This is a genomic window from Clostridium sp. OM05-6BH, assembly GCF_003481635.1.
Taxonomy (GTDB): Bacteria; Bacillota; Clostridia; order Lachnospirales; family Lachnospiraceae; genus Butyribacter.
The window spans coordinates 190,972-211,045 of the sequence record NZ_QULH01000003.1 but is presented as its reverse complement, the minus strand read 5'-3'; the positions used below and the strand labels follow the sequence as shown (position 1 = coordinate 211,045).

Below are 20,074 nucleotides of genomic sequence, written 5' to 3'. Positions count from 1 at the left end.
GTGTTTGTAAAATTGTTGATGCCGGGGAGACGGGAAAAGTTTCTCTGGCATTAGCTGTTACTAAGTATAGAAATAGGCGAAATATTTTATAGGTAAACCATGGATGTATGATGAAAGGAGACACAAGATGAAACAACACACAAACACACTCAAACGCTCCATCGCCATACTCATGACATTGGCGATGGTATTGTCGCTGCCGACCGGGATCACCATGCCCCGTCAGGCACAGGCAGCAGGGTATGGACTAAATAATCCGACCACGGATAGTAACGGAGTCACAACATGGGACTGCGTATACTTCGGAAATTACTGGCAAGGTGCAACACCGACGCCAACGGCACCACCATTTAGTACTCCGGTTGCACCGCATACACCAACACCATCACCATTTAGTACTCCGGTTGCACCGCATACACCAACACCATCACCATTTAGTACTCCGGTTGCACCGCATACACCAACACCATCACCATATTGGGTGCCAACTGCTAGACCGACTGTGACTCCCGAGCCGGTGTCTGCTAAAATTATATTAGCTACTCCGACGGCACATTCGAAAAAAGTTGTTGGAAAAAAGATAATGATGAAAGAAGCAGGTAATGTCACACCAACACCAGAACCAGTGATTACACCTAAACCAACAGTGCAGCCCGATCCAACACCAACATCAAAAGTTTCACCAACGCCAGCGTCTAATAACTTTAAAATAGGATCAATAAAATGGCGTGTTTTATCAGTAGATGGAAATGATGCATTTTTGATGGCAGATCAGAGTTTAGATGCAGAACCGTATAACAACTCAGATGCAAGTGTGACATGGAGTGAATGTACATTGAGAAGCTGGTTAAATGGCTATGATTCATTATCAAATAAAGCTGGTATTGATTATAGAAATAACAATTTTATTGATTCAGCGTTTACGAATAAAGAAAAATACGCTATTATGCAGACGAAGGTAAGCAATGGAGATGATTCTGATTATGGTGGGGTAATTGGAGGTGAAGATACTAGAGATAAGGCGTATCTGCTTTCGATGGCAGAAATAAGTGAAGAAAGTTATGGATTTAATGAAAATTTTAATATAGAAAGTTATGCAAGGATGACACATGATACTGCGTATACTATATGGAAACGAGGTGGTAATTACCGAGATATTTGGTGGTTAAGAACAGCAATCCAGGGAAATGGTGCAGCTAGAATTTATGAGGACGGATCTGGTCATGCCGTTGCTAATATGTGGCCTAAATTGGGAGTGCGGCCAGTGCTTCATTTAGATTTATCTAACACAGATCTTTGGTCCTATGCGGGTACGGTATCGTCTGAGGGAGAAAGCGTTACGAATGGCAGTTTTGTCGGTACTCTGAGAGGATATACGACATCTAACCGGACAGCCACACTGGATAATAGAGAAATTACCGTCAGCAGCGAAATTGAGGATAAAGATGTGATAAACCTTCTGGCAAATCATACCACACGCCTGGTGGCTGTGACGCTGGAGAATGGTGTGATCACACAGATCACAGCGGCGGAAAATATCCTCAAACCAACGATTGAGATCCAGCCGGAGGTGTCAGAGATTGTATATGAACATTCCAAATTTTCCAAGAAAAAGTTTGATCTGAATCTGGTGATCAAGTGCGATGTGAAATACCCTTATTCGCTGGAACAGGTATTATCGGCAGCAGGAGAAGACAGTGGACTTGCGGTACAGATTTCAAAGGTAACACTGGATTCTCAGTTTGCAGATAGTGGATCAATTCCGTATTACTTGAAAGATGGAATTTTTGACAGTAAGGATGTTTCATACGAAAAAGAGCCGGATTTATCGCTGGCATTAGGGAAAACGCACACGATTTCCTTGACGGCATATTTAAAAGATGACTATATTCCGGAAAATGTAAGCAATGCAACGATGTTCACAGCACAGCTCAATGATGATGCCACGACCCGGGTCAACAAAACAGTCAACATTGCCAATATGGACAAGGCAAAGAAGATTGCACAGACCAAGCAGAGTGTCAGCGCGAATACACCGGAAATGAACAAGATCAACACGATTTTGAATGGAACGCAGGCAGCATTTGATGATACAAAGCTTCGTGAATATCTGACAGATAACGAGGTGAAAGCGGTAACAGCGCAGGTAAACAACTGGATTTATACATCAAATGCACTAAATAGCATCATTACCGATGACAGTGAAAACGGACTGATCAAACAGCTTCTTAAGAAGTCGAATTTATCGAAAGAAGCTTTGGAAGATAAAGTGTTTGAAAAACTGGGAATCTCTCAGGCAAAGGGAATGCTTACGGGAGGTAAGAGTTATACCGGTACATTGAAGTTTGAGGCAACGGACAAAAATACCGGAAAGGACATAGTGATTGTTTTTACCACTAATATGACCTTTTATGCTTTTAATGGCAGTCAGGTTTCTTATGGAGGCTTTGGAACCATCAGTTACAAGATCCAGAAACAAGGCTTTAATGTCAAGTCTTCCAAAACAGATCTGAAATGTGAGAAAAATGGAAATGGCGTAGGCGTGATTACTTATGCAAATTATGACAGCTTTGTGAGTTCTTTGAAAAAGATTATGGAGAAGCAGATCCATGGCTGTTATAGCAAGATTTACGGAAAAGGGATTGATGAGATCTCCGATGAGCTTCTTTCGGGAACTTTCCGAAAAATTGTAGTCGGCAAGTATGGTTCTGCCAGTGAAATGGTGTATACCGGTCTGAAGTATGCAGCCACAGGATACACGGAAGAAGATGCTAAAAAAAGCGTAAAGGATGTTACGATCATTCTGGCAAAAGGCATGAACGAAAAGAAAACGAAGGTGGAAGTCCATTGCCCAGTTGATGTGTTGGTGTATGATAATGATGGTAATCTGTGCGCACAGATTGTGAATAATCAGGTAGTAGCCGGGTATGATGATGTATCCGCATATGTAGATAATGATGCTAAGTATCTGTTGCTTCCTGACGATGATTATGTCATAGAATATTCCGGTAATGACGATGGAACAATGACTTGTAACATTGAGGAATATGAAAACGATGAAGTGGTGAAGAGCCTTACTTATGAAAATATTCCATTATCATCGAATATGAAATATAATAACTTTTTGGAGGCAGGCAGAAGACAGGCACTTGCGTTATACAATCCAAACAATGAGGAGGGGGATGGCATTGCACCGGCAGAAGCAGAGGGATTTGAGCCGGAAGTGATCGAGGCAGAAAAGCTGACTTTGAATGAAGAGACATTAGAGCTTTGGGTGAATGAGAGCTATATGCTGCAAGAGGCATTTGAGCCATACAATACAACGGACAGCGGAGTTACTTGGGAGAGTAGTAATGAACAAGTTGCTTTGGTAGATGAAATGGGATTGGTACAAGCGGTGGGCGTAGGAAATGCTGATATTGTTGCAAAAAGTCAAGACGGAAAGTTATCTGCAGTATGTCAAGTCAAGGTGACAAAAGCTTCAAACGATAACAAGCCGTCTGCAACGCCAACGGTCAGCCCAACGGTAAGTCCAACGATTAAGCCATCAGTCGGACCGTCAAAAGCTCCTAATGGGACAAAATTGCAGCCATCCGGCGTATCAAATGTGCCACAGAAGCTTCGCAAGGGACAGCTTGTCAAAGACATGAAGACAAAGGCTTACTATAAAATCCTTTCCAACACTTCATCGGGTGGCACAGTTGCTTATGTGAAGCCTGTCGGCAAGAAGAGCAAGAGCATTACGATAGCAGTTTCCGCAGTGCTTGATGGTCATACCTTCAAAGTTGTCGCAGTGTCAGCAAAGGCATATAAGGGTTGCTCGAAACTTCAAAAGGTAACGATTGGTAAGAACATTACATCCATCGGTAAAAATGCGTTTGCCGGATGTAAGAAGTTGAAGAAGATCACGATCAAGTCAACGAAACTAAAGAGCAGTTCCATTGGCAAAAATGCCTTCAAGGGAACGGCAAAGAAGCTGACCGTCAAAGTGCCAAAGAAACAATATAAGGTATACAAGAAGTTTTTGAAGAAAAAGGGGAATGGGATGTTAAAGGTAATAAAGTAAAAATATACAATATTTAGTTACGAGATTATGTTATCATTCCTTAGTCCAAAAAATGCCCCTCTAAGTAAGAGTGCTCTAGATAACTTGGATTTTCGTAATACACACCGGTCCTAAAGTTTGATATTTCATCGCTGATAAAGGAGTTGAAGATTTTAATCAACTCCTTTATTTCTTGACCGGTTTTTGTACAATCAAGAATCATATAACAATATAATTTTCCAATAGAAGTAAAACTGGGGATTTTATACGAACATCCGGAAATAGTATCAAAATCACCAGCCTTTATATGATATGTGTTGATCAATTCCTCGGATACCTGATCGAACGAAAGGCAATGATTTACGGGAGCGTCCTGCAATTGCTTTGCGATTCCCTGTTCGCCAAGTGCATTCACAATAACTTTTCGGCGGTTTTTAGTCTTGCGTCCGGTAAATTCAATTAATGAACAAACATAAAAAAGGTCATCTTTTTTTACTGTTGTCATAAGCAATTTCGCTCCTTTCGAATGTTAAGCAATTAAGCGCAGCTAATGTATGAAAACTGATTTGATGTGTCGGATATTTAAATTGTGCTAAAGCCCAAAATTGTTCTCTTGAAATATCGCCATATAAATAGTCATTTACATAGTTCCAAATTGTATCATCTGCCATGGGACCCTCAACGATATCATAATCATGGATGCCACCTTGGCGGCAAGTGGCAATAAAATCCAGCCACTCATCGGTCATTTTTTCAAATGATAATATATTAAGACGGTTGTTGGGGGTATATTGATAGACGTTTATTGTGGGAGTACCCTCGCCGCGATTTGCCCATCTCACTGCCTGATCGTAGTTATTGGTGCAGTAGAATCCCCAGGAGAAGTCCTTGGTAAATTTGGATTTACGGATTTCTGGAAATTCGACAATCTCTTTGCGCGCATGATATAGAATCAAGTTGTCACCGCCCTTTCTGTGGACTATATATTAGCGTAAATGCAGCACTTCTGAGGTGATGCGGGCCGCATCTATCGTCATCTGATGTGGGCAGATTGGGCTTTCTAATAATTCGTTTTCGATGCAGCGAACGACCTCTGCCACTTCATAAACAAATCCATTTTCTTCACCGCTGTCAAAGGAATCAATGCACTCATCGGCACTGTTATACAGTTCTGCCCTAGAACCAAAGTGCATTTTAGGAAGGCGAATATATCCGTCCTCGCCGTAAATGTAAGCATCTTCCGGCATTTTGGTGGTAAAAGAGCACTGTAAATTTGCAATACAGCTTTCGAGCTGAAGATTCATACTGACCAGATCATCTACACCTGTAGAATGTCTTGCAACAAAAGCCTCCATATCCAGTATTTTTTCATCCACGAGATAAGGCAGCACCTCGAGTGGATAAATGCCGAGATCATATAGAGAACCACCGCCGAGTGCCGGGTCAAAGAGTCGTTTATTGTAGACAGGATCAGCTTTCCAACCGATAGTTGCCTGCATTAATTTTACTTTGCCGATACGACCCTCCCGGATCCATTGCTTGGCGGTTATTGTTTTTGGCAAAAAACGTGTCCACATAGCTTCCATCAAAAACAAGTTTTTTTGTTTGGCAAGGCTACAGACGGTAAGCGCCTCGTGAGCAGACCGTACCAAAGATTTTTCGCAGAGAACATGTTTGTCGGCTTGCAGACATTGCAATATGTTATCGTAGTGAGCGTTGGTGGTAGTTGCGATGTATACGGCGTCGATGCGAGGGTTGGCGAGTAATTCTGCATAATTTCCGTAATAGGACGGAATATGCTCGCGCGCCGCCCATTCCTGTGCGCGATCCAGTGATTTGCTGGCAACCGCAATGACTTCGGCGTTATCCAGTTGTCTGACGGCGTCTGCAAATTTGCGTGCAATGTCGCCTGCTCCAATAATTCCAAAATGTATCATATTTCATGTGCCTTTCTGTGTTCTGTGATTTGCAGCGGTGCTGCATCGTGATTTGGCAAAAGAATAGCATAGGAAGAAAGGTGTGTCAATTTGTAAGCTAATTAGGAAAATAGGATTGATATACCTACATTTTTGTGATATATTTAATTCAAATCAATTTTGTTCAAATAAATTTGAATTAAATATGACGCGGGGGAGGCGGTATCAATGTTTATAGGAAGAGAACGAGAACTTGCATCTTTAAAAGAGTTTTATGATAAAGATGGAATTGGAATGACGGTGATATATGGACGCAGACGCATTGGAAAGTCTACGCTTATTGCCGAATTTGTCAAAGATAAAAAAACAATTTTTTATACAGCTACAAAAGTTGGAAAAACCAGAAATCTCGAATTGTTTTCAAGACAGGTAGTGGAACTGTTTATGCCTGGGATGGAGAATATTAGTTTTGGAACATTAGAAGCTGTTTTTGATTTTATTGATAAAAATATAGGTGATGAAAAAATCGTTCTTGTAATAGATGAACTGCCGTATTGGGCTGAAAAAGATGAAGCACTTCTGTCTGTGCTGCAGAAATATATAGATACAGTGTGGAATGACAAGAATCTAAAAATAATTCTGTGCGGGTCTGCGCTTAGCTTTATGGAGAAGAAGGTGTTGAGCGAAAAGAGTCCGTTGTTTGGGAGGCGCAATTCTCAAATTAAATTGGAGGCGTTTAACTATTTGGACGCAGCAAAATTTGTTCCAAATTATTCGAACGAAGATAAGGCAATCTGCTATGGAATTACCGGCGGTGTTGCGAAGTATCTTTCTATGATTGATTCCAATAAAAGCATTGACGAAAACATCGTCAGGCTCTTTTTTAGGACAGATGGATATTTATATGATGAGACAAGAAATCTTTTGACGCAGGAATTTTCAGATATATCATTGGTAAATAATATTGTTGAGCAGATCGCATCCGGCGAAAATGCACTTAATATTATTGCAGCAAAGATAGGAGAAAAAGCTCAAACGGTATTGTATTCGTTAGAAAAATTAAGGAATGTGGGGTTGATTGAGAAGAAAAAATGTATCACGGATGAAAAAAATAAAAAGAAGACGCAGTATGTTTTGAAAGATTATATGTTCAAGTTTTGGTATGAGTTTATTCCGAAAGCTACCAGTGTCATTGAGATGGGGCAGGGAGAGATTTATTACACCAAAGTTGTTAAGCCGGTATTGCACTCTTTTATGGGATCAATTTTTGAAGAAATGTGCAGATATTATACGTTGATGAAAGGAATAACCGGTGAGTATGGGTGCTTTATTACTTCTGTTGGTACGTGGTGGGGTGTAGAAAATATCACAGAGAAAGATGGAGAAGTGCGGGCTCAATCTGCAGATATTGACGTTGTTGCTTTATCTGAAGTTGACAAAAAGGCAGTCGTTGGCGAATGTAAATTCAATAATGAAAAGATCGACAAAGGTATATATGACACGCTGATTAGAAGGAGTAAACTTATTTCTGCAAAATATAAAGTTTCAAAGTATATATTTTTTTCGTTGTCCGGATATACGGACTGGTATGACTCGTTAGCCGATGAAGATGTTTTATTGCTTACATTGGATTCGCTGTATGAGTAAAAAACAGGAATACGGTAGGACAATGGGAAAGGAGGAGAACCATGAAACAAAAGGCAGCCAGAAATAAAACAATAGATTTCTCTTTAGAGGAAGGTCATGAGTATTTGGAACGATGCATTTTGGCAGAAAACGGCGATCAGCTTAAAACGGTATTGCAGGACGGCAGCACTATGACTCCGGATGCGCTTTATGATCAATATATTATTGGAGATACATTTCAGGTAATGAAAGAATTGCCGCCAAATTTTGTGGATCTGCTGATCGTGGATCCGCCCTATAATTTGGCAAAAGATTATCATGGCAATAAATTTAATGCGGTTGGCAGAGAAGAATATTGGGAATATACCATAAAATGGGTGCGGGAGGTTCTTCCTTTGCTCAAAAAGACAGCGTCTATTTATGTGTGTTGTGATTGGAGATCAAGTTTGATCATAGGTGACGTGCTTCAGGAATATTTTTTGGTGCAGAATCGGATCACGTGGCAGCGCGAAAAAGGACGCGGCGCGAAATCCAATTGGAAAAACGGGATGGAAGATATTTGGTTTGCGACGGTGAGCAGAGATTATACGTTTCATTTGGATGAGGTGAAAGTGCGTAAACGGGTTCTGGCTCCGTATCGGGTAGATGGAAATCCTAAGGATTGGGAGGAAACGGACGAGGGGCGTTTTCGAAATACCTGTCCGTCAAATTTTTGGGATGATATATCGATTCCATACTGGTCTATGCCGGAGAACACGGCACATCCGACCCAAAAACCGGAAAAATTGCTGGCAAAGCTGCTGTTAGCAAGCAGCAGCAAAGGCGATGTTGTTTTGGATCCTTTTGCGGGATCAGGCACAACGGCTGTCGTGGCAAAGAAACTTGGGCGAAAGTTTGTTGCAATTGAGCAGAATCCGTTGTATGGGGCATGGGCGCAGAAACGGCTGGAAATGGCTGAGACAGATGCATCGATTCAAGGCTATGAAGACGGTGTTTTTTGGGAGCGTAACGCCAGAAGATAAAAATAGGGGCAGGAAATATCCTTGCCCCTTATCTTATAAAATTCAACGGTTATTTTTCAGATTGCATTAACCGAAATATCTCTCAAGCAATCCCTTAAGAGCCTTGCCATGTCTAGCCTCGTCACGAGCCATTTCGTGAACGGTATCATGGATCGCATCCAAGTTATTTTTCTTAGCGCAAGTAGCAAGATCAACTTTACCTGCTGTTGCACCGAACTCGCAATCAACTCTCCAAGCGAGATTCTTCTTGGTGGAAGCTGTCATGTTGCTTTCCAGATCGGATCCTAACATCTCTGCAAATTTAGCTGCGTGCTCAGCCTCTTCGTAAGCTGCCTTTTCCCAATAAAGTCCGATTTCCGGATAGCCCTCGCGATGTGCGATGCGTGCCATGCAAAGATACATACCAACCTCGGAGCACTCACCATCGAAGTTTGCTTTCAACTGATCGAAGATGAATTTCTTGTCTTCATCGCTGATATCAGGATTATTCTTAACGGTTTTGTCATAGATTCCGAACTCATGCTCTGCAGCAAGTGTAAGCTCGCCCTCTACTTTCTTGAACTTGTCTGCGCCGACGTGGCAAACCGGACACTCTTCCGGAGCCTGATCTCCCTCATAAATATAACCACATACTGTACAAACCCATTTTGCCATAATTGTAATCTCCTTTTCTTTGTAATTGTTGTTTAAGATATCCAAAGGTTTCGCTTGCTATGCATTCCTTTGTCATCTCAAGTTATTTGTTGTTAAATACTATCTAAGAATTTCTTAAATAGTAATGATTATCATTTACAAGACTCATTATATCATCTGATCTGATAATGTCAACAGTTTTTTGAAAAAAATTATCAAAAACTTTTCTGGACCATGTTTTACGGCATTTTAGCCTGTGCGCAGTCTGGGCAAAGCCCGGTAAAATAAATCGTATGTCCCTCGATGATGCCGTCAAATCCTGCATTGGCAATCACGTCAATGTGATTGATGCCGTCCATTTCCAGGTCTAAAACATGGTGGCACTTGCGGCAGAAGAAATGGTTGTGAGGCATAACATTGCCGTCGAAGTGGTCGTTGCCATCTCCCATGTCTAAGCGAAGTGCTTCGCCGTGATCTACGAGAAAATTCAGATTGCGATAAACGGTTCCAAGACTGATGTTTGGAAAGTCGCTCTGCAACTGCTCGTAGACGGCTTCTGCGGTAGGGTGTGATGTTGTTGAGAGCAGATATGCTTTGATAGCATCTCGCTGTTTGCTATGCCGAACACGTTGCATAAGCACACCTCCTTAAATAGTAATCATTATTGATATTATAAAAATAATATTAGAAAAAGTCAATACAAAATCGGTTTTAGACTTGGCAAAACATCAAAAATACAGATATAATAGAAAAGTGTGTGCAAATGAAAGAAGCATAATACCAAAGGTTTGAAAGTACGGGGGGGTGTCCGGCTGTAACATTCCGGACCGGGAGAATATGGAGGATGAGAATGAATTCGATATCACGACAAATGGCGATGGTGAAATTTTACGTTCGCCGAATATATCATAATCTAAAAGTATTTGCCAAATGGGCTGTATTTTCGTCGATCACAGGATTGGTCGTCGGTGCATTCAGCACATTGTTTGCGGAATGTTTGAAATTGGTGACGCAGTTTCGGACAGCAAACCCATGGATGATCCTGCTATTACCGCTTGTTGGTATTGTTATTGTATTTTTGTATCATATTTTTCATTATAAAAATGATAAAGGAACAAATATGGTACTTTCCACAATTCATGCGGAAACGGAGCTGCCGTTCAAAATGGCACCGCTTATCTTTATTTCTACGACCCTGACACACTTGTTTGGCGGCTCGGCAGGGCGCGAAGGTGCAGCTTTGCAGTTGGGCGGAAGTATTGGTAATCAGCTTGGCCGCTGGTTTCGCTTTGATGAAAAGGATCGCCGCATTGTTGTTATGTGCGGTATGAGTGCCGCGTTTTCGGCTGTTTTTGGGACTCCGATCGCTGCCGTGGTCTTTGCGATGGAAGTTGTCAGCGTAGGTGTTATGTATTATGCAGCGTTGGTTCCCTGCGTTTTTGCGTCGCTGATTGCGTCAAAGTTTGCAAGACATATGGGGATTGGACCGGATACATTTCTTATAAAGAAGATACCGGATTTTTTAATTGTGCCAAGCATAAAAGTGATTCTGCTCGCTGTTTGTTGTGCGGCGGTAAGTGTGATCTTTTGTGTGACGCTGCATTCGTTGGGAGATTTTTATCGGGATAAGCTCAAAAATCCATATATAAGGATCGTGGTTTCCAGCTTGGTGATCGTGGCGTTGACGATGGTGTTACATACTACAGATTATATGGGGGCGGGCGTGCCGATCATAGAGAGGGCGATTGCCGGACATGTCGTTCCGCTTGCTTTTGTGTGGAAAATCATTTTTACAGCGTTGACGTTGGAGGCGGGATTCAAGGGAGGCGAGATCGTGCCATCTTTTTGCGTCGGTGCGGCGTTTGGCTGCTTGTTTGGACAGTTGATCGGATTATCGCCGTCGCTTTGCGCTGCGCTTGGTATGGTGTCTGTATTTTGTGGTGTAACCAACTGCCCGATCACGTCGCTTTTGATCGCTTTCGAGCTCTTTGGATATCATGGGATTCCGTTTTTTATGATCGCGATCAGTGTCAGCTATTTGCTTTCCGGGTACTACGGGTTGTATCACGACCAAACGATCGTGTATTCCAAATATAAGACGGAGTACATTAACCGCAAGGCGCGCGATTAGAAATAGACTCAAACTACGCACATCTGAAGCAGCTCTCGATAACGTTATTGTGGTGTTTGTTTAAAAAGGGTGAATTGAAAGGAAAAATAGAAAAAAGCTTGACAATTGCGAAATTGTGTGCTAATGTAATAAAGGTTTTGCGAAAAGTAAAACTCACTGCCGTAGACAGTAGGTGCGGATTTCCGCGTAAGTCTGATTATAGCCGCCTACCGAGGAAGATGAAGTATCTGATATGATAATTTTACTCCTCTCTCTACGTAGAGAGGTTTTTTTATTAGAACTTTTGCGTGCAGTGCAGGGATCTTGCCAGAGCCGGTTATCGGCAGATCTGAGATGATCCTACAAAATAATGGGGCACACCCATAGAAAGGAGATACACTCATGGCAAAAGTAGAGTTGAAACAGCCTATCGTTGATGAGATTAAGGCTAAGATTGATGGTGCTGCAACTGTTGTTCTCGTTGATTATCGTGGACTTACAGTAGAGCAGGACACAAAGCTTCGTAAAGGACTTAGAGAGGCAGGATGCGAGTACAAAGTTTACAAGAACACACTGATGAAGCGTGCTTTCGAGGGAACAGATTTCGCACAGTTGGACAACCTTTTGGATGGACCTTCTGCAATCGCTATTTCTAAGGAAGATGCAACAGCTCCGATCCGCGTATTAAATAACGTAGCAAAAGAGGCTGAGGCATTAGAGTTCAAGGGTGCTGTTGTAGAGGGTACACTTTATGACATTGATGGCATCAAGTCTTTGGCAAGCATTCCTTCCAGAGAAGAACTTATTTCCAAGTTGCTTGGTTCCTTACAGTCCCCTATCACCAATCTTGCTCGTGTTCTTAATCAGATCGCTGAGAAGGGTGACGGTGCTGCAGAGGCATAATTCATGCAATGCAGATGACGCATTGTGCGTCGCAATTTTATGAAACAACGAACCAATTGGTTCACAAAATTACGATTATTACAAATTTTATGGAGGTAAACGAAATGACTACACAGGAATTTATTGATGCTATCAAAGGCATGACTGTTTTAGAGTTAAATGATTTAGTAAAGGCTTGCGAGGAGGAGTTTGGTGTATCCGCAGCAGCAGGCGTTGTTGTTGCAGCAGCAGGTGCTGGCGCTGATGCAGGTGCTGAGAAGGACGAGTTCGACGTTGAGTTGACAGAGGTTGGTCCTAACAAGGTTAAGGTTATCAAGGTTGTCCGTGAAGTAACTGGTCTTGGCTTGAAAGAAGCTAAGGAAGTTGTTGATGGCGCTCCTAAGGTTGTTAAAGAAGGCGCTTCTAAGGATGAGGCTGAGGACATCAAGACTAAGCTTGAGGCTGAGGGTGCTAAGGTTACTCTTAAATAATTTAATGTTGATTCACATCCCGAATTATCGGGAAAAGGATAAACGAATGATGGAAAACGGATCATGCAAATGGTCCGTTTTTTCTCTATACAGGAACATTGACGTCTCTGTATAATGTGTCTGAATCAAAACAGTATTTGCATAGAATGTCTGCAATGAAGGGCTATTTGCCTTTTCGGCGTCTGCAGGCGCAATGTTTGCTGGCGGTCATCAAGAGAAAGCTAACTTCATCCCATGATTTTTTCATTGCAACGATGCGGCGGTTAAAACCCTGACAGCAGCAAAAACGTCGGGAAATCCATTGTTTTAGACACATTGTAGATACATCTCCTTCCTTATTTGCAAAGTTTGATCCGAAAAAGTTTATATGGTTTACTCAAACTTCCCATACCGGAAGTTATTGTACAACCACATATTGCTTATTATGTCAGCAATAAATGAACTATTTTGCAGCCAATATATTAAATTGTTCTGTCATTAGAGAACTAAGATAATTGCCGAAGAACGCAGAGTTTTTACGTGATTTCTTATTTTGTTAAGTCTCTGATGAATACATGCCTGAAGGATTGTCTGAGATGTCCCGGTTTAGCAAGGTATCATCCATTTTTGGACGGGACGCTTTCGCTACACTGCGCTACGCCACGTTGCTTAATGTCTCTGAAACACGAGACATAAGTAACGACGAGCGCAAAGTCCCTTTCAAAAATGATGATTACCTTGCTTCCGGGACTTCAAGTTTCCGAAAGGCATGTAAATCAATCATCAGAGACAACAAAATTTAGAAATCACTAAAAACGAAAATGCGGCAAGGCAATTACTATAGTTCTCTGGTGGCAGAAATCGCTCTTTGGTGGCTGCAAAATGCTATATAGTTATTGACATAATAAGCAATATGTGGCTGCGAAGAATTTGAGGTATGGGAAGTTTGAGTGGTTTACTATAATATATGCTTTTGGATGGAGGATGTGTTAATACAGGCGAATAATATTATCCCGTGTGATATGTGTGAACAGGAAAGGAAGGACGTACCATGAAGAAAACAGTATTGATCACAGGTGCTACCGGAGGGATCGGTTTAGCGTTTACAAAGTTATTAGCGAAGAAAGAATATCGTTTGTTGCTGGTATCTTCCAGTGAGAAGCGTTTGCAGCACTTGAAAGAGTTATTGCTGCGTGTAAAGCCCAATTTAGCAGTGGAGATATACGCAGAGAATCTTGCGGTGCAGGGAGCGGCAGGACGATTGTATGATCGGATCGGTAAAGACGGCTGGCAGGTTGATGTGCTGATCAATAACGCAGGCTTTGGTATGGTAGGTGCCGCGCATACGCTGGATATGGAAAAAGAGGAACAGATGCTTCAATTGCTCGTGGTAACACCGACGCAGTTGTGTAAATGCTGTCTGCGAGACATGTATAAACGTGGTTCGGGAAAAATCTTGAACGTAGCATCCGTAGGTGCATTTCAACCGGGACCGTATACGGCGTCTTATTATGCTTCGAAGAGTTATCTTTACCAATATAGTCAGGCGATCCGCTTGGAAGCAAAAAAACAGGGTGTTCAGGTGTGTACGCTGTGTCCGGGTTCTACACGAACACATTTCTTTGAAAAAACAGGAGCTAAGACGCCAATTTGGGCAATGTCGCCGGAGCGCGTTGCAAAAGAGGCGTGGGAAGGATTAAATGCGGATAAGGCAGTTGTGGTTCCGGGGATGATAAATCGGCTGCTGCGTCTTGTGCCGGCACAGATCAAAGCTTACGGCGTGGCGCTGCTAAAGAAACATACCTAAAAGGACACTATTAAAATCGAAAGAAAATGGTAGCCATAGTGCTATAAAAGAAATCTGCCTAAAAAGAGCAACAAAAAAGCCCCTACCCAACAGTCCGTGCTGTCAAATTGGGACTTTCATGCGCGATCAGGGGTTCGAACCCTGGACACCCTGATTAAGAGTCAGGTGCTCTGCCAACTGAGCTAATCGCGCAAAACGTATTGTTTTACAACGAAATATATTATAGCAAAGCAACCTGCGAAATGCAAGCGTTTTTTGAAAAAAATTACAAAAAACTAAAAAACATAAAAATGCGTAATGAAAAGTCTTTATAAACAATCACCGATTCAAAATTGTTTGTCATAGTTTTTGCCCACATAATAAGTCAATACAGCATCTTTCGCGCGATACCATTCTTTAAGGATGGTTTTGCTTCCGCAGAACAGATCAAAGGATTGCAGCTCTTTGGTGTCATATACCTTTTTGGGTCTGATCGTTGTCAGATTTTTCTCTTTGGAAAGGCGCAGACCGGTATCGAACAGTGTTCCGTAATCCAGACAGTAGTAAGTGCCGTTTTTGGCACCATGTGAGCGCAGAGTGTTTAGTGTGCCTGGTCCAGCCGGATCGCCGTAAACTAAGAGATAACATTCATTCTTGCGCAGCAAAGGTGTAATGTTGCTGCTTTTATAGACGGCAGAAACGGAATTCGCATCCAAACAGGGACTGTCGAAAGTATAAGCATTGATCGTATTGCCGACTTGCAAAGGATGCGTCGACTTGATGTTCTTTAACAGTTTTAACTTATACGTTGCAAAGAGAGAATTGTATTTCACATCTTCGGTCACCTGAAAAATGCCGACGTTTTTGTATTCGTCATATAAATGCTTGATGTTTTTCTTACGCTGTGCCGCCCGGATGCTTTTGAGCCAATTGATGGATGTCTTGTCTTTATCGAGCAGCATATCACGCTTGAGAAACTGCACTTTTGAGATGGAACGAGAGCCGTATCGTGCTGTGCAGGAAGCAACAGGGGCTTTTGGCGTGGAGAGTTTTTCGCCCAAAAGCTTTTGCGAGTACAGCAATGCTGCCCCCACACAAAATAATGCAAGTGCGATGAGGGTTATGGAAAACCAATAGTTTTTCTTGTTTTTCTTAAGGTTTTCTTTGCTCATAGCCGATTCTGATTTATGATTTCCTGTATTTCTGCGAACTGTTTTTAATCTGCTTTCTATACTCAATTGTATTCCTCCTCTATGGCCAATGGAAATGTAACGATCACTTTGAACAGATCGCCGTCAACGTGCAATGCGAGAGTACCATTCATTAACTCGGCCAGATTTTTAGCAATGGACAAGCCAAGCCCATTACCTTGTGTGCTGCGAGAACTGTCACCGCGTACGAAACGCTCCAGTAATGCATCGGTGCTCTGTTCCAGAGGGTATTGCGATGTGTTGCGGAAAGTGATCTGTGCACATTGGTCGACTGTGGCGAGATCGATATAAACACGGGTGCCGGGTTGTGAATACTTACATATATTACCCATTAAATTATCGAATATGCGCCAGAGATGTCGACTGTCTGCGGTAATGACAAGATCCGGCAGCTCTGCGCTATCGACGTTTGGATCGATCATAGGGGTACTTTGCTGCTTGCGAATGATCAATTCTAATCCTGCTTGAGTTAGTTTGTCGGTAAATTCACCGGCAGTTTGTGCCAGCAGTATATTTAAGTTGCAAGGTTCCGGGCAAACGGTTAGATTGCCGGTGGATGCTTTGGAGGCCTCGATCAGGTTCTCGATCAGCTTTTTTAGCTTGCCGGATTGACGATCAAGGACATCTAAGTATTGCGCCTTTTCTTCCTCCGACAGATTATCTGCTTTTAACAAGTCTACATAATTTATAATAGAAGTTAAAGGTGTTTTTATGTCATGTGACACATTTGTGATCAATTCTGTTCGAAAACGTTCGCTTTTCATCTTGTCCTGCACTGCTATTTGGATGCCGTCCTGCAGTCGATTCAGTGTTTCGGCGTGGCGGCGGAAAGGTCCAAACAATTTTGAGGTGTCCAATTTGGTGGACAGAGCATCTTCGGCGAGACTGCGGCTCGCATCTGTCAGTTTGGTAAATTGTTCCACACAGAATAGAAGAAACAATGCTTCTGCAACTTTGTAAATAGCAAAGGCAATAATTTCAAGATCCGTATTCATGTCGGTTATGCCGATCACAAACAGTTCGATCAGCGTGAGTACGATCCATACGACGCCAATCCTCACTGCTAAATGTATATGTGTGCCGATAAACTCTGACGCCCATTTCAAGTTGTGGGTCAGATTGGATTTAATACGACGTAACAGCTGCATAACGCCGTGGCATACTGTGTATTTGCGGAACGTTTTGGTACCAAGCCGTTCACCCAGATTAACGAAAACAGAGCTTAACAGGAAGAAGAAAAGCACTATTCCGCCAACGGCGAGAAGCAGATTTCCGCTCATTAATAATTTCTTGGACTGTAGTGTGCGCAGCAATAAGAAACTTATAAAGTAGACAACCCAAGCCGATATAAAGGTCATACTACTGAGATAGACCAATAAGGGAATGCGTGTCATGAAGGAAGGTTTCCCGGATGACTTTAGCAGTATTGTCTGGTGGCAGCACTGGTATAATGCACCAAGTAAAGCAATCAATAATAATGCCGTTACCAAAGGAATGGCATAGCAGATCGGATATAATGTGTTAACAAGCTTGGTCGTGTAAGCAAACAGGTCATGCTTTGAAGTGTCTACAGGAGTAGAAACTTTGGAACTGATGGAATAGAAGTGTGTTTCGTCCGCGGCCTGTATGCTATAGTATACGGTTGCGTGAACCATTTGTAATGGAATCTGCCTGCCGTTTTGTGTGACGGTCTTTGGATGGTTGTAGGCACCCAGATAATAAATGGCGGCATCTGATTTTGATAAAAACTCAGATGCAGGAAACTGACTTTCCTCGGAACCCCAATAGACCACAGGATCGGTAAGCTGCCAAGAGGCTGCCATACGATCGCTTTTGATATCACGCATTTCAATATCTTTGGTATAATAAGGAATATCATCTAATATGATGCGAACGGGATTCACGTCATGGATATAATTACGTATATTCAAGTTCTCATAGCTTTTGTCTACACAGACGTAACAGCTCCGGCGCTTGGAATATTTAAAGGTCAATGAACTTCTGGCACTTGCTACTCCTTTAGCCTTAACCACAGCGAAGGCGGTTGGAATTTCGACGGTCCTGACCGGAAAATAGTATTGTGATTTGGTTCGATAGTACAACAGTCCATTGGTAGTGCATTGAATCTGGTCTATCGTTGTAGAGTGTTTTCGGTATAGATCGACATCTGTTCCGTCATAATCTGTGGTGATGTTGTTTTGCAGGATCGTAGCAAGATTTGGATCCGGCACAGATCGTGTTGCCTTTGTGTCGGTAAATGTAGTGTGATACAGATGTGCAGACGATGGCTGAGCATCAATTTCTGTATTCCATACACCGAATACGCTGTATTTAAAGTTGGTGATCTTTTTTTGGTTGACAACGGCATCTTCATCTTTCTTTTTGTTGATCTCGCTCATGATGGTAGCTTCGTAATATTTCGTCAACAGATCGTACTTGTTGTTCAAGATTTCTTTCTTGGACTGGTCTTTATACATTCCAAGTTGATAGCATAATAGCGACAATAAAATACCAAGGATCAGACCGGTGCCGGTGATCATCGCAATGGCAATAGCACCGATCTGCCGTTTTTGGATTTGGTGATTTGTTTTCATATACTCCTCCAATCTGAAGTGGATCACTTCATTCCTGCATCGCATTGTATCGTAATGTTATGACGCAGATCTTCCAAAATATTAATTGTTATCCAGTTTATAACCGCGTCCCCACACTGCTTTTAAATAACGTGGTTCTGCCGGGTTATATTCGATTTTTTCTCGTAAGTGTCGGATGTGTACGGCGACAGTGCTTTCTTCACCATAAGCATTGTCGTGCCATACGTTTTGGTAGATTTCACGTGGTGTAAAGGATTGTCCGACGTGCTGCATCAAAAATAACAGTATATTGTATTCGATGCGTGTCAGCGCAATGGGATCAGAGTCTAACGTGACTTCCTTGGTAATTGGATTTAATACGATACCGCCAACAGAATAAACATCGCTTTGCGTTTTGCCGCCGCCAAGCTGCATATAGCGGCGAAGCTGTGATTTAACACGTGCCTGAAGCTCGATGGGATTGAATGGTTTTGTTATGTAATCATCAGCGCCGACTGTTAAACCGAGCACTTTGTCAATATCTTCGCTTTTGGCGGTTAACAAAATCACAGGAACATTGCTAAATTCACGTAACTTCGTGAGTGCAGCGATGCCGTCCATATGAGGCATCATAATGTCCAGAAGAACCAAATGGATTTCCTCTTCTGTTAGAATTTTGAGTGCATCTGCGCCATTGTAGGCTTTGAAAATTTTATAGTCGTCGTTGCGTAAGTAGATTTCTAATGCGGTAACGATATCTTTTTCATCGTCACACAGTAATATTTGGTACATGTTTCCCTCCGTAATATTTATTGCCTCCTTACAAGATTTATCTTGCATAGTTCTATTGTAGAGAAATGAATCTTAAAATTCAACATGCTATTTGTTTAAGATTTTATTAAGAAACTGAAACTTCCCATACCGGAAGTTCTTGTCCTCGCCACATATTGCTTATTATGTCAATGACTATATTGCATTTTGCAGTCACCGAAGAGTGCTTTCTGCCATCCGAGAACTATAGTAATTGCCTTGCCGCATTTTCGTTTTTGGTGATTTCTAAATTTTGTTGTCTCTGATGATTGATTTACATGCCCTTCGGAAACTCGAAGTCCTGGAAGCAAGGTATTCATCATTTTTGAAAGGGACTTTGCGCTCGTCGTTACTTATGTCTCGTATTTTAGAGACATTAAGTAACGTGACGTAGTGCATTGTAGCGAAAGCGTCCCGTCCAAAAATGGATGATACCTTGCTAAACCAGGACATCTCAGACAATCCTTCGGGCATGTATTTATCAGAGACTTAACAAAATAAGAAATCACACAAAAAAGTTGCGTTCTGCGGCAATTATCTTAGTTCTAGGATGACAGAACAATTTAGTTTGTCGACTGCAAAATATTCTATTTATAGCCGACATAATAAGCAATAGGTGGTTGTGGAGGATTTGAGGTATGGAAAGTTAGAGTAAGAAACTCAACCTGCGCACATCTGAAGCTGCTCTCGATAAGGTTATTGGGATGTTTGTTCAAAAAGGGTGAATTGAAAAAGTCGGAAAAGTGGGAAAAGTAAAAAAAACACTTGCTTTCCATGCGAAAGTGTGATATATTAAACGAGTTGCTGACATTGATATGTCAGATATGCGCGATTAGCTCAGTTGGCAGAGCACCTGACTCTTAATCAGGGTGTCCAGGGTTCGAACCCCTGATCGCGCATTTTTATATTTTAAAGAGTAGGTGTCAAAATTTTTTTGGCACCTTTGTTTATTAATTAATAGGAAACTGCTGTTGTGTAGTGCAACATCGC

The 20,074-nt window shown here is 41.9% G+C and carries 15 protein-coding genes, 2 tRNA genes and 1 other annotated feature; of the genes, 8 read left to right on the top strand and 9 right to left on the bottom strand.

Annotated elements, in window-relative coordinates:
• The first annotated feature begins 127 nt into the window (after nucleotides 1-127).
• Nucleotides 128-4,066: a DUF6273 domain-containing protein gene (locus DXB73_RS14795; protein ID WP_243104702.1), complete on the top strand. Its 3,939-nt coding sequence runs from the start codon at nucleotides 128-130 to the stop codon at nucleotides 4,064-4,066.
• A gap of 40 nt (nucleotides 4,067-4,106) precedes the next feature.
• Here the strand turns inward: DXB73_RS14795 and DXB73_RS05080 are convergent, their stop codons facing one another.
• Genes DXB73_RS05080 through DXB73_RS05070 form a run of 3 tightly spaced genes read right to left on the bottom strand, consistent with a single transcriptional unit; the run spans nucleotide 4,107 to nucleotide 5,982 of the window.
• Nucleotides 4,107-4,550, bottom strand: coding sequence for a hypothetical protein (locus DXB73_RS05080; RefSeq protein ID WP_022024136.1), 444 nt, complete (start codon nucleotides 4,548-4,550; stop codon nucleotides 4,107-4,109).
• Complete coding sequence (locus DXB73_RS05075) at nucleotides 4,528-4,998, bottom strand: DUF3990 domain-containing protein (protein ID WP_118690336.1); 471 nt, start codon at nucleotides 4,996-4,998, stop codon at nucleotides 4,528-4,530. Before DXB73_RS05075 ends, DXB73_RS05080 begins: the two co-directional genes overlap by 23 nt.
• A gap of 33 nt (nucleotides 4,999-5,031) precedes the next feature.
• On the bottom strand, nucleotides 5,032-5,982 hold the full coding sequence (locus DXB73_RS05070; protein ID WP_118690316.1) for a Gfo/Idh/MocA family oxidoreductase: 951 nt from the start codon (nucleotides 5,980-5,982) through the stop codon (nucleotides 5,032-5,034).
• Between the two features lie 207 nt (nucleotides 5,983-6,189).
• Between DXB73_RS05070 and DXB73_RS05065 the strand changes: the two genes are divergently transcribed.
• Both DXB73_RS05065 and DXB73_RS05060 read left to right on the top strand, forming a co-directional pair.
• Nucleotides 6,190-7,608: an ATP-binding protein gene (locus DXB73_RS05065; protein WP_118690315.1), complete on the top strand. Its 1,419-nt coding sequence runs from the start codon at nucleotides 6,190-6,192 to the stop codon at nucleotides 7,606-7,608.
• Nucleotides 7,609-7,649: 41 nt separating this feature from the next.
• Nucleotides 7,650-8,609, top strand: coding sequence for a DNA methyltransferase (locus DXB73_RS05060; protein ID WP_118690314.1), 960 nt, complete (start codon nucleotides 7,650-7,652; stop codon nucleotides 8,607-8,609).
• Between the two features lie 66 nt (nucleotides 8,610-8,675).
• Here DXB73_RS05060 and DXB73_RS05055 read toward each other — a convergent pair whose 3' ends face one another.
• Together DXB73_RS05055 and DXB73_RS05050 are read right to left on the bottom strand one after the other, a co-directional pair.
• Nucleotides 8,676-9,263 (bottom strand): NADH peroxidase, encoded by a 588-nt coding sequence (locus DXB73_RS05055; RefSeq protein WP_022024284.1) that lies wholly within the window; start codon nucleotides 9,261-9,263, stop codon nucleotides 8,676-8,678.
• 218 nt (nucleotides 9,264-9,481) lie between these two features.
• On the bottom strand, nucleotides 9,482-9,877 hold the full coding sequence (locus DXB73_RS05050) for a transcriptional repressor (protein ID WP_118690313.1): 396 nt from the start codon (nucleotides 9,875-9,877) through the stop codon (nucleotides 9,482-9,484).
• 215 nt (nucleotides 9,878-10,092) lie between these two features.
• Here DXB73_RS05050 and DXB73_RS05045 point away from each other — a divergent pair, with 215 nt between their 5' ends.
• The 4 genes from DXB73_RS05045 to DXB73_RS05025 all read left to right on the top strand — a co-directional run bounded on the left by DXB73_RS05045 (nucleotide 10,093) and on the right by DXB73_RS05025 (nucleotide 14,511).
• Entirely contained in the window at nucleotides 10,093-11,373 is a 1,281-nt protein-coding gene (locus tag DXB73_RS05045) for a chloride channel protein (protein WP_243103986.1), read from the top strand.
• 141 nt (nucleotides 11,374-11,514) lie between these two features.
• Nucleotides 11,515-11,655, top strand: a sequence feature (ribosomal protein L10 leader region).
• A gap of 99 nt (nucleotides 11,656-11,754) precedes the next feature.
• Entirely contained in the window at nucleotides 11,755-12,255 is a 501-nt protein-coding gene (rplJ, locus tag DXB73_RS05040; protein WP_118506589.1) for a 50S ribosomal protein L10, read from the top strand.
• Between the two features lie 104 nt (nucleotides 12,256-12,359).
• Nucleotides 12,360-12,725 carry a 50S ribosomal protein L7/L12 gene (gene rplL, locus DXB73_RS05035; RefSeq protein WP_182434089.1) on the top strand — a complete coding sequence of 122 codons (366 nt, stop codon included), beginning with the start codon at nucleotides 12,360-12,362 and terminating at the stop codon, nucleotides 12,723-12,725.
• A gap of 1,030 nt (nucleotides 12,726-13,755) precedes the next feature.
• On the top strand, nucleotides 13,756-14,511 hold the full coding sequence (locus DXB73_RS05025; protein ID WP_118690310.1) for an SDR family oxidoreductase: 756 nt from the start codon (nucleotides 13,756-13,758) through the stop codon (nucleotides 14,509-14,511).
• A 119-nt stretch (nucleotides 14,512-14,630) separates the two neighbouring features.
• Here DXB73_RS05025 and DXB73_RS05020 read toward each other — a convergent pair.
• From DXB73_RS05020 to DXB73_RS05005, 4 genes are all read right to left on the bottom strand, one after another.
• Nucleotides 14,631-14,703: transfer RNA gene (locus tag DXB73_RS05020), tRNA-Lys, on the bottom strand.
• Nucleotides 14,704-14,837: 134 nt separating this feature from the next.
• Nucleotides 14,838-15,728, bottom strand: coding sequence for a hypothetical protein (locus DXB73_RS05015; protein ID WP_118690309.1), 891 nt, complete (start codon nucleotides 15,726-15,728; stop codon nucleotides 14,838-14,840).
• The gene (locus DXB73_RS05010; protein ID WP_182448219.1) at nucleotides 15,725-18,295 is read right to left on the bottom strand and encodes a HAMP domain-containing sensor histidine kinase; all 2,571 of its coding nucleotides are present in this window, start codon (nucleotides 18,293-18,295) and stop codon (nucleotides 15,725-15,727) included. Before DXB73_RS05010 ends, DXB73_RS05015 begins: the two co-directional genes overlap by 4 nt.
• Nucleotides 18,296-18,376: 81 nt before the next feature.
• Nucleotides 18,377-19,066 carry a response regulator transcription factor gene (locus tag DXB73_RS05005; protein WP_022024276.1) on the bottom strand — a complete coding sequence of 230 codons (690 nt, stop codon included), beginning with the start codon at nucleotides 19,064-19,066 and terminating at the stop codon, nucleotides 18,377-18,379.
• Between the two features lie 844 nt (nucleotides 19,067-19,910).
• On the opposite strand from DXB73_RS05005, the gene DXB73_RS04995 reads away from it, so the two are divergent.
• Nucleotides 19,911-19,983, top strand: a tRNA-Lys gene (locus DXB73_RS04995).
• The last annotated feature ends 91 nt before the right edge of the window (nucleotides 19,984-20,074 follow it).

Coding starts and splice junctions, on each gene's coding strand:
- DXB73_RS05055 (WP_022024284.1), bottom strand. CDS start 9,263: ATGGCAAAATGGGTTTGTACAGTATGTGGTTATATTTATGAGGGAGAT.
- DXB73_RS05025 (WP_118690310.1), top strand. CDS start 13,756: ATGAAGAAAACAGTATTGATCACAGGTGCTACCGGAGGGATCGGTTTA.
- rplJ (WP_118506589.1), top strand. CDS start 11,755: ATGGCAAAAGTAGAGTTGAAACAGCCTATCGTTGATGAGATTAAGGCT.
- DXB73_RS05005 (WP_022024276.1), bottom strand. CDS start 19,066: ATGTACCAAATATTACTGTGTGACGATGAAAAAGATATCGTTACCGCA.
- DXB73_RS14795 (WP_243104702.1), top strand. CDS start 128: ATGAAACAACACACAAACACACTCAAACGCTCCATCGCCATACTCATG.
- DXB73_RS05010 (WP_182448219.1), bottom strand. CDS start 18,295: ATGAAAACAAATCACCAAATCCAAAAACGGCAGATCGGTGCTATTGCC.
- DXB73_RS05050 (WP_118690313.1), bottom strand. CDS start 9,877: ATGCAACGTGTTCGGCATAGCAAACAGCGAGATGCTATCAAAGCATAT.
- rplL (WP_182434089.1), top strand. CDS start 12,360: ATGACTACACAGGAATTTATTGATGCTATCAAAGGCATGACTGTTTTA.
- DXB73_RS05065 (WP_118690315.1), top strand. CDS start 6,190: ATGTTTATAGGAAGAGAACGAGAACTTGCATCTTTAAAAGAGTTTTAT.
- DXB73_RS05045 (WP_243103986.1), top strand. CDS start 10,093: ATGAATTCGATATCACGACAAATGGCGATGGTGAAATTTTACGTTCGC.
- DXB73_RS05080 (WP_022024136.1), bottom strand. CDS start 4,550: ATGACAACAGTAAAAAAAGATGACCTTTTTTATGTTTGTTCATTAATT.
- DXB73_RS05070 (WP_118690316.1), bottom strand. CDS start 5,982: ATGATACATTTTGGAATTATTGGAGCAGGCGACATTGCACGCAAATTT.
- DXB73_RS05060 (WP_118690314.1), top strand. CDS start 7,650: ATGAAACAAAAGGCAGCCAGAAATAAAACAATAGATTTCTCTTTAGAG.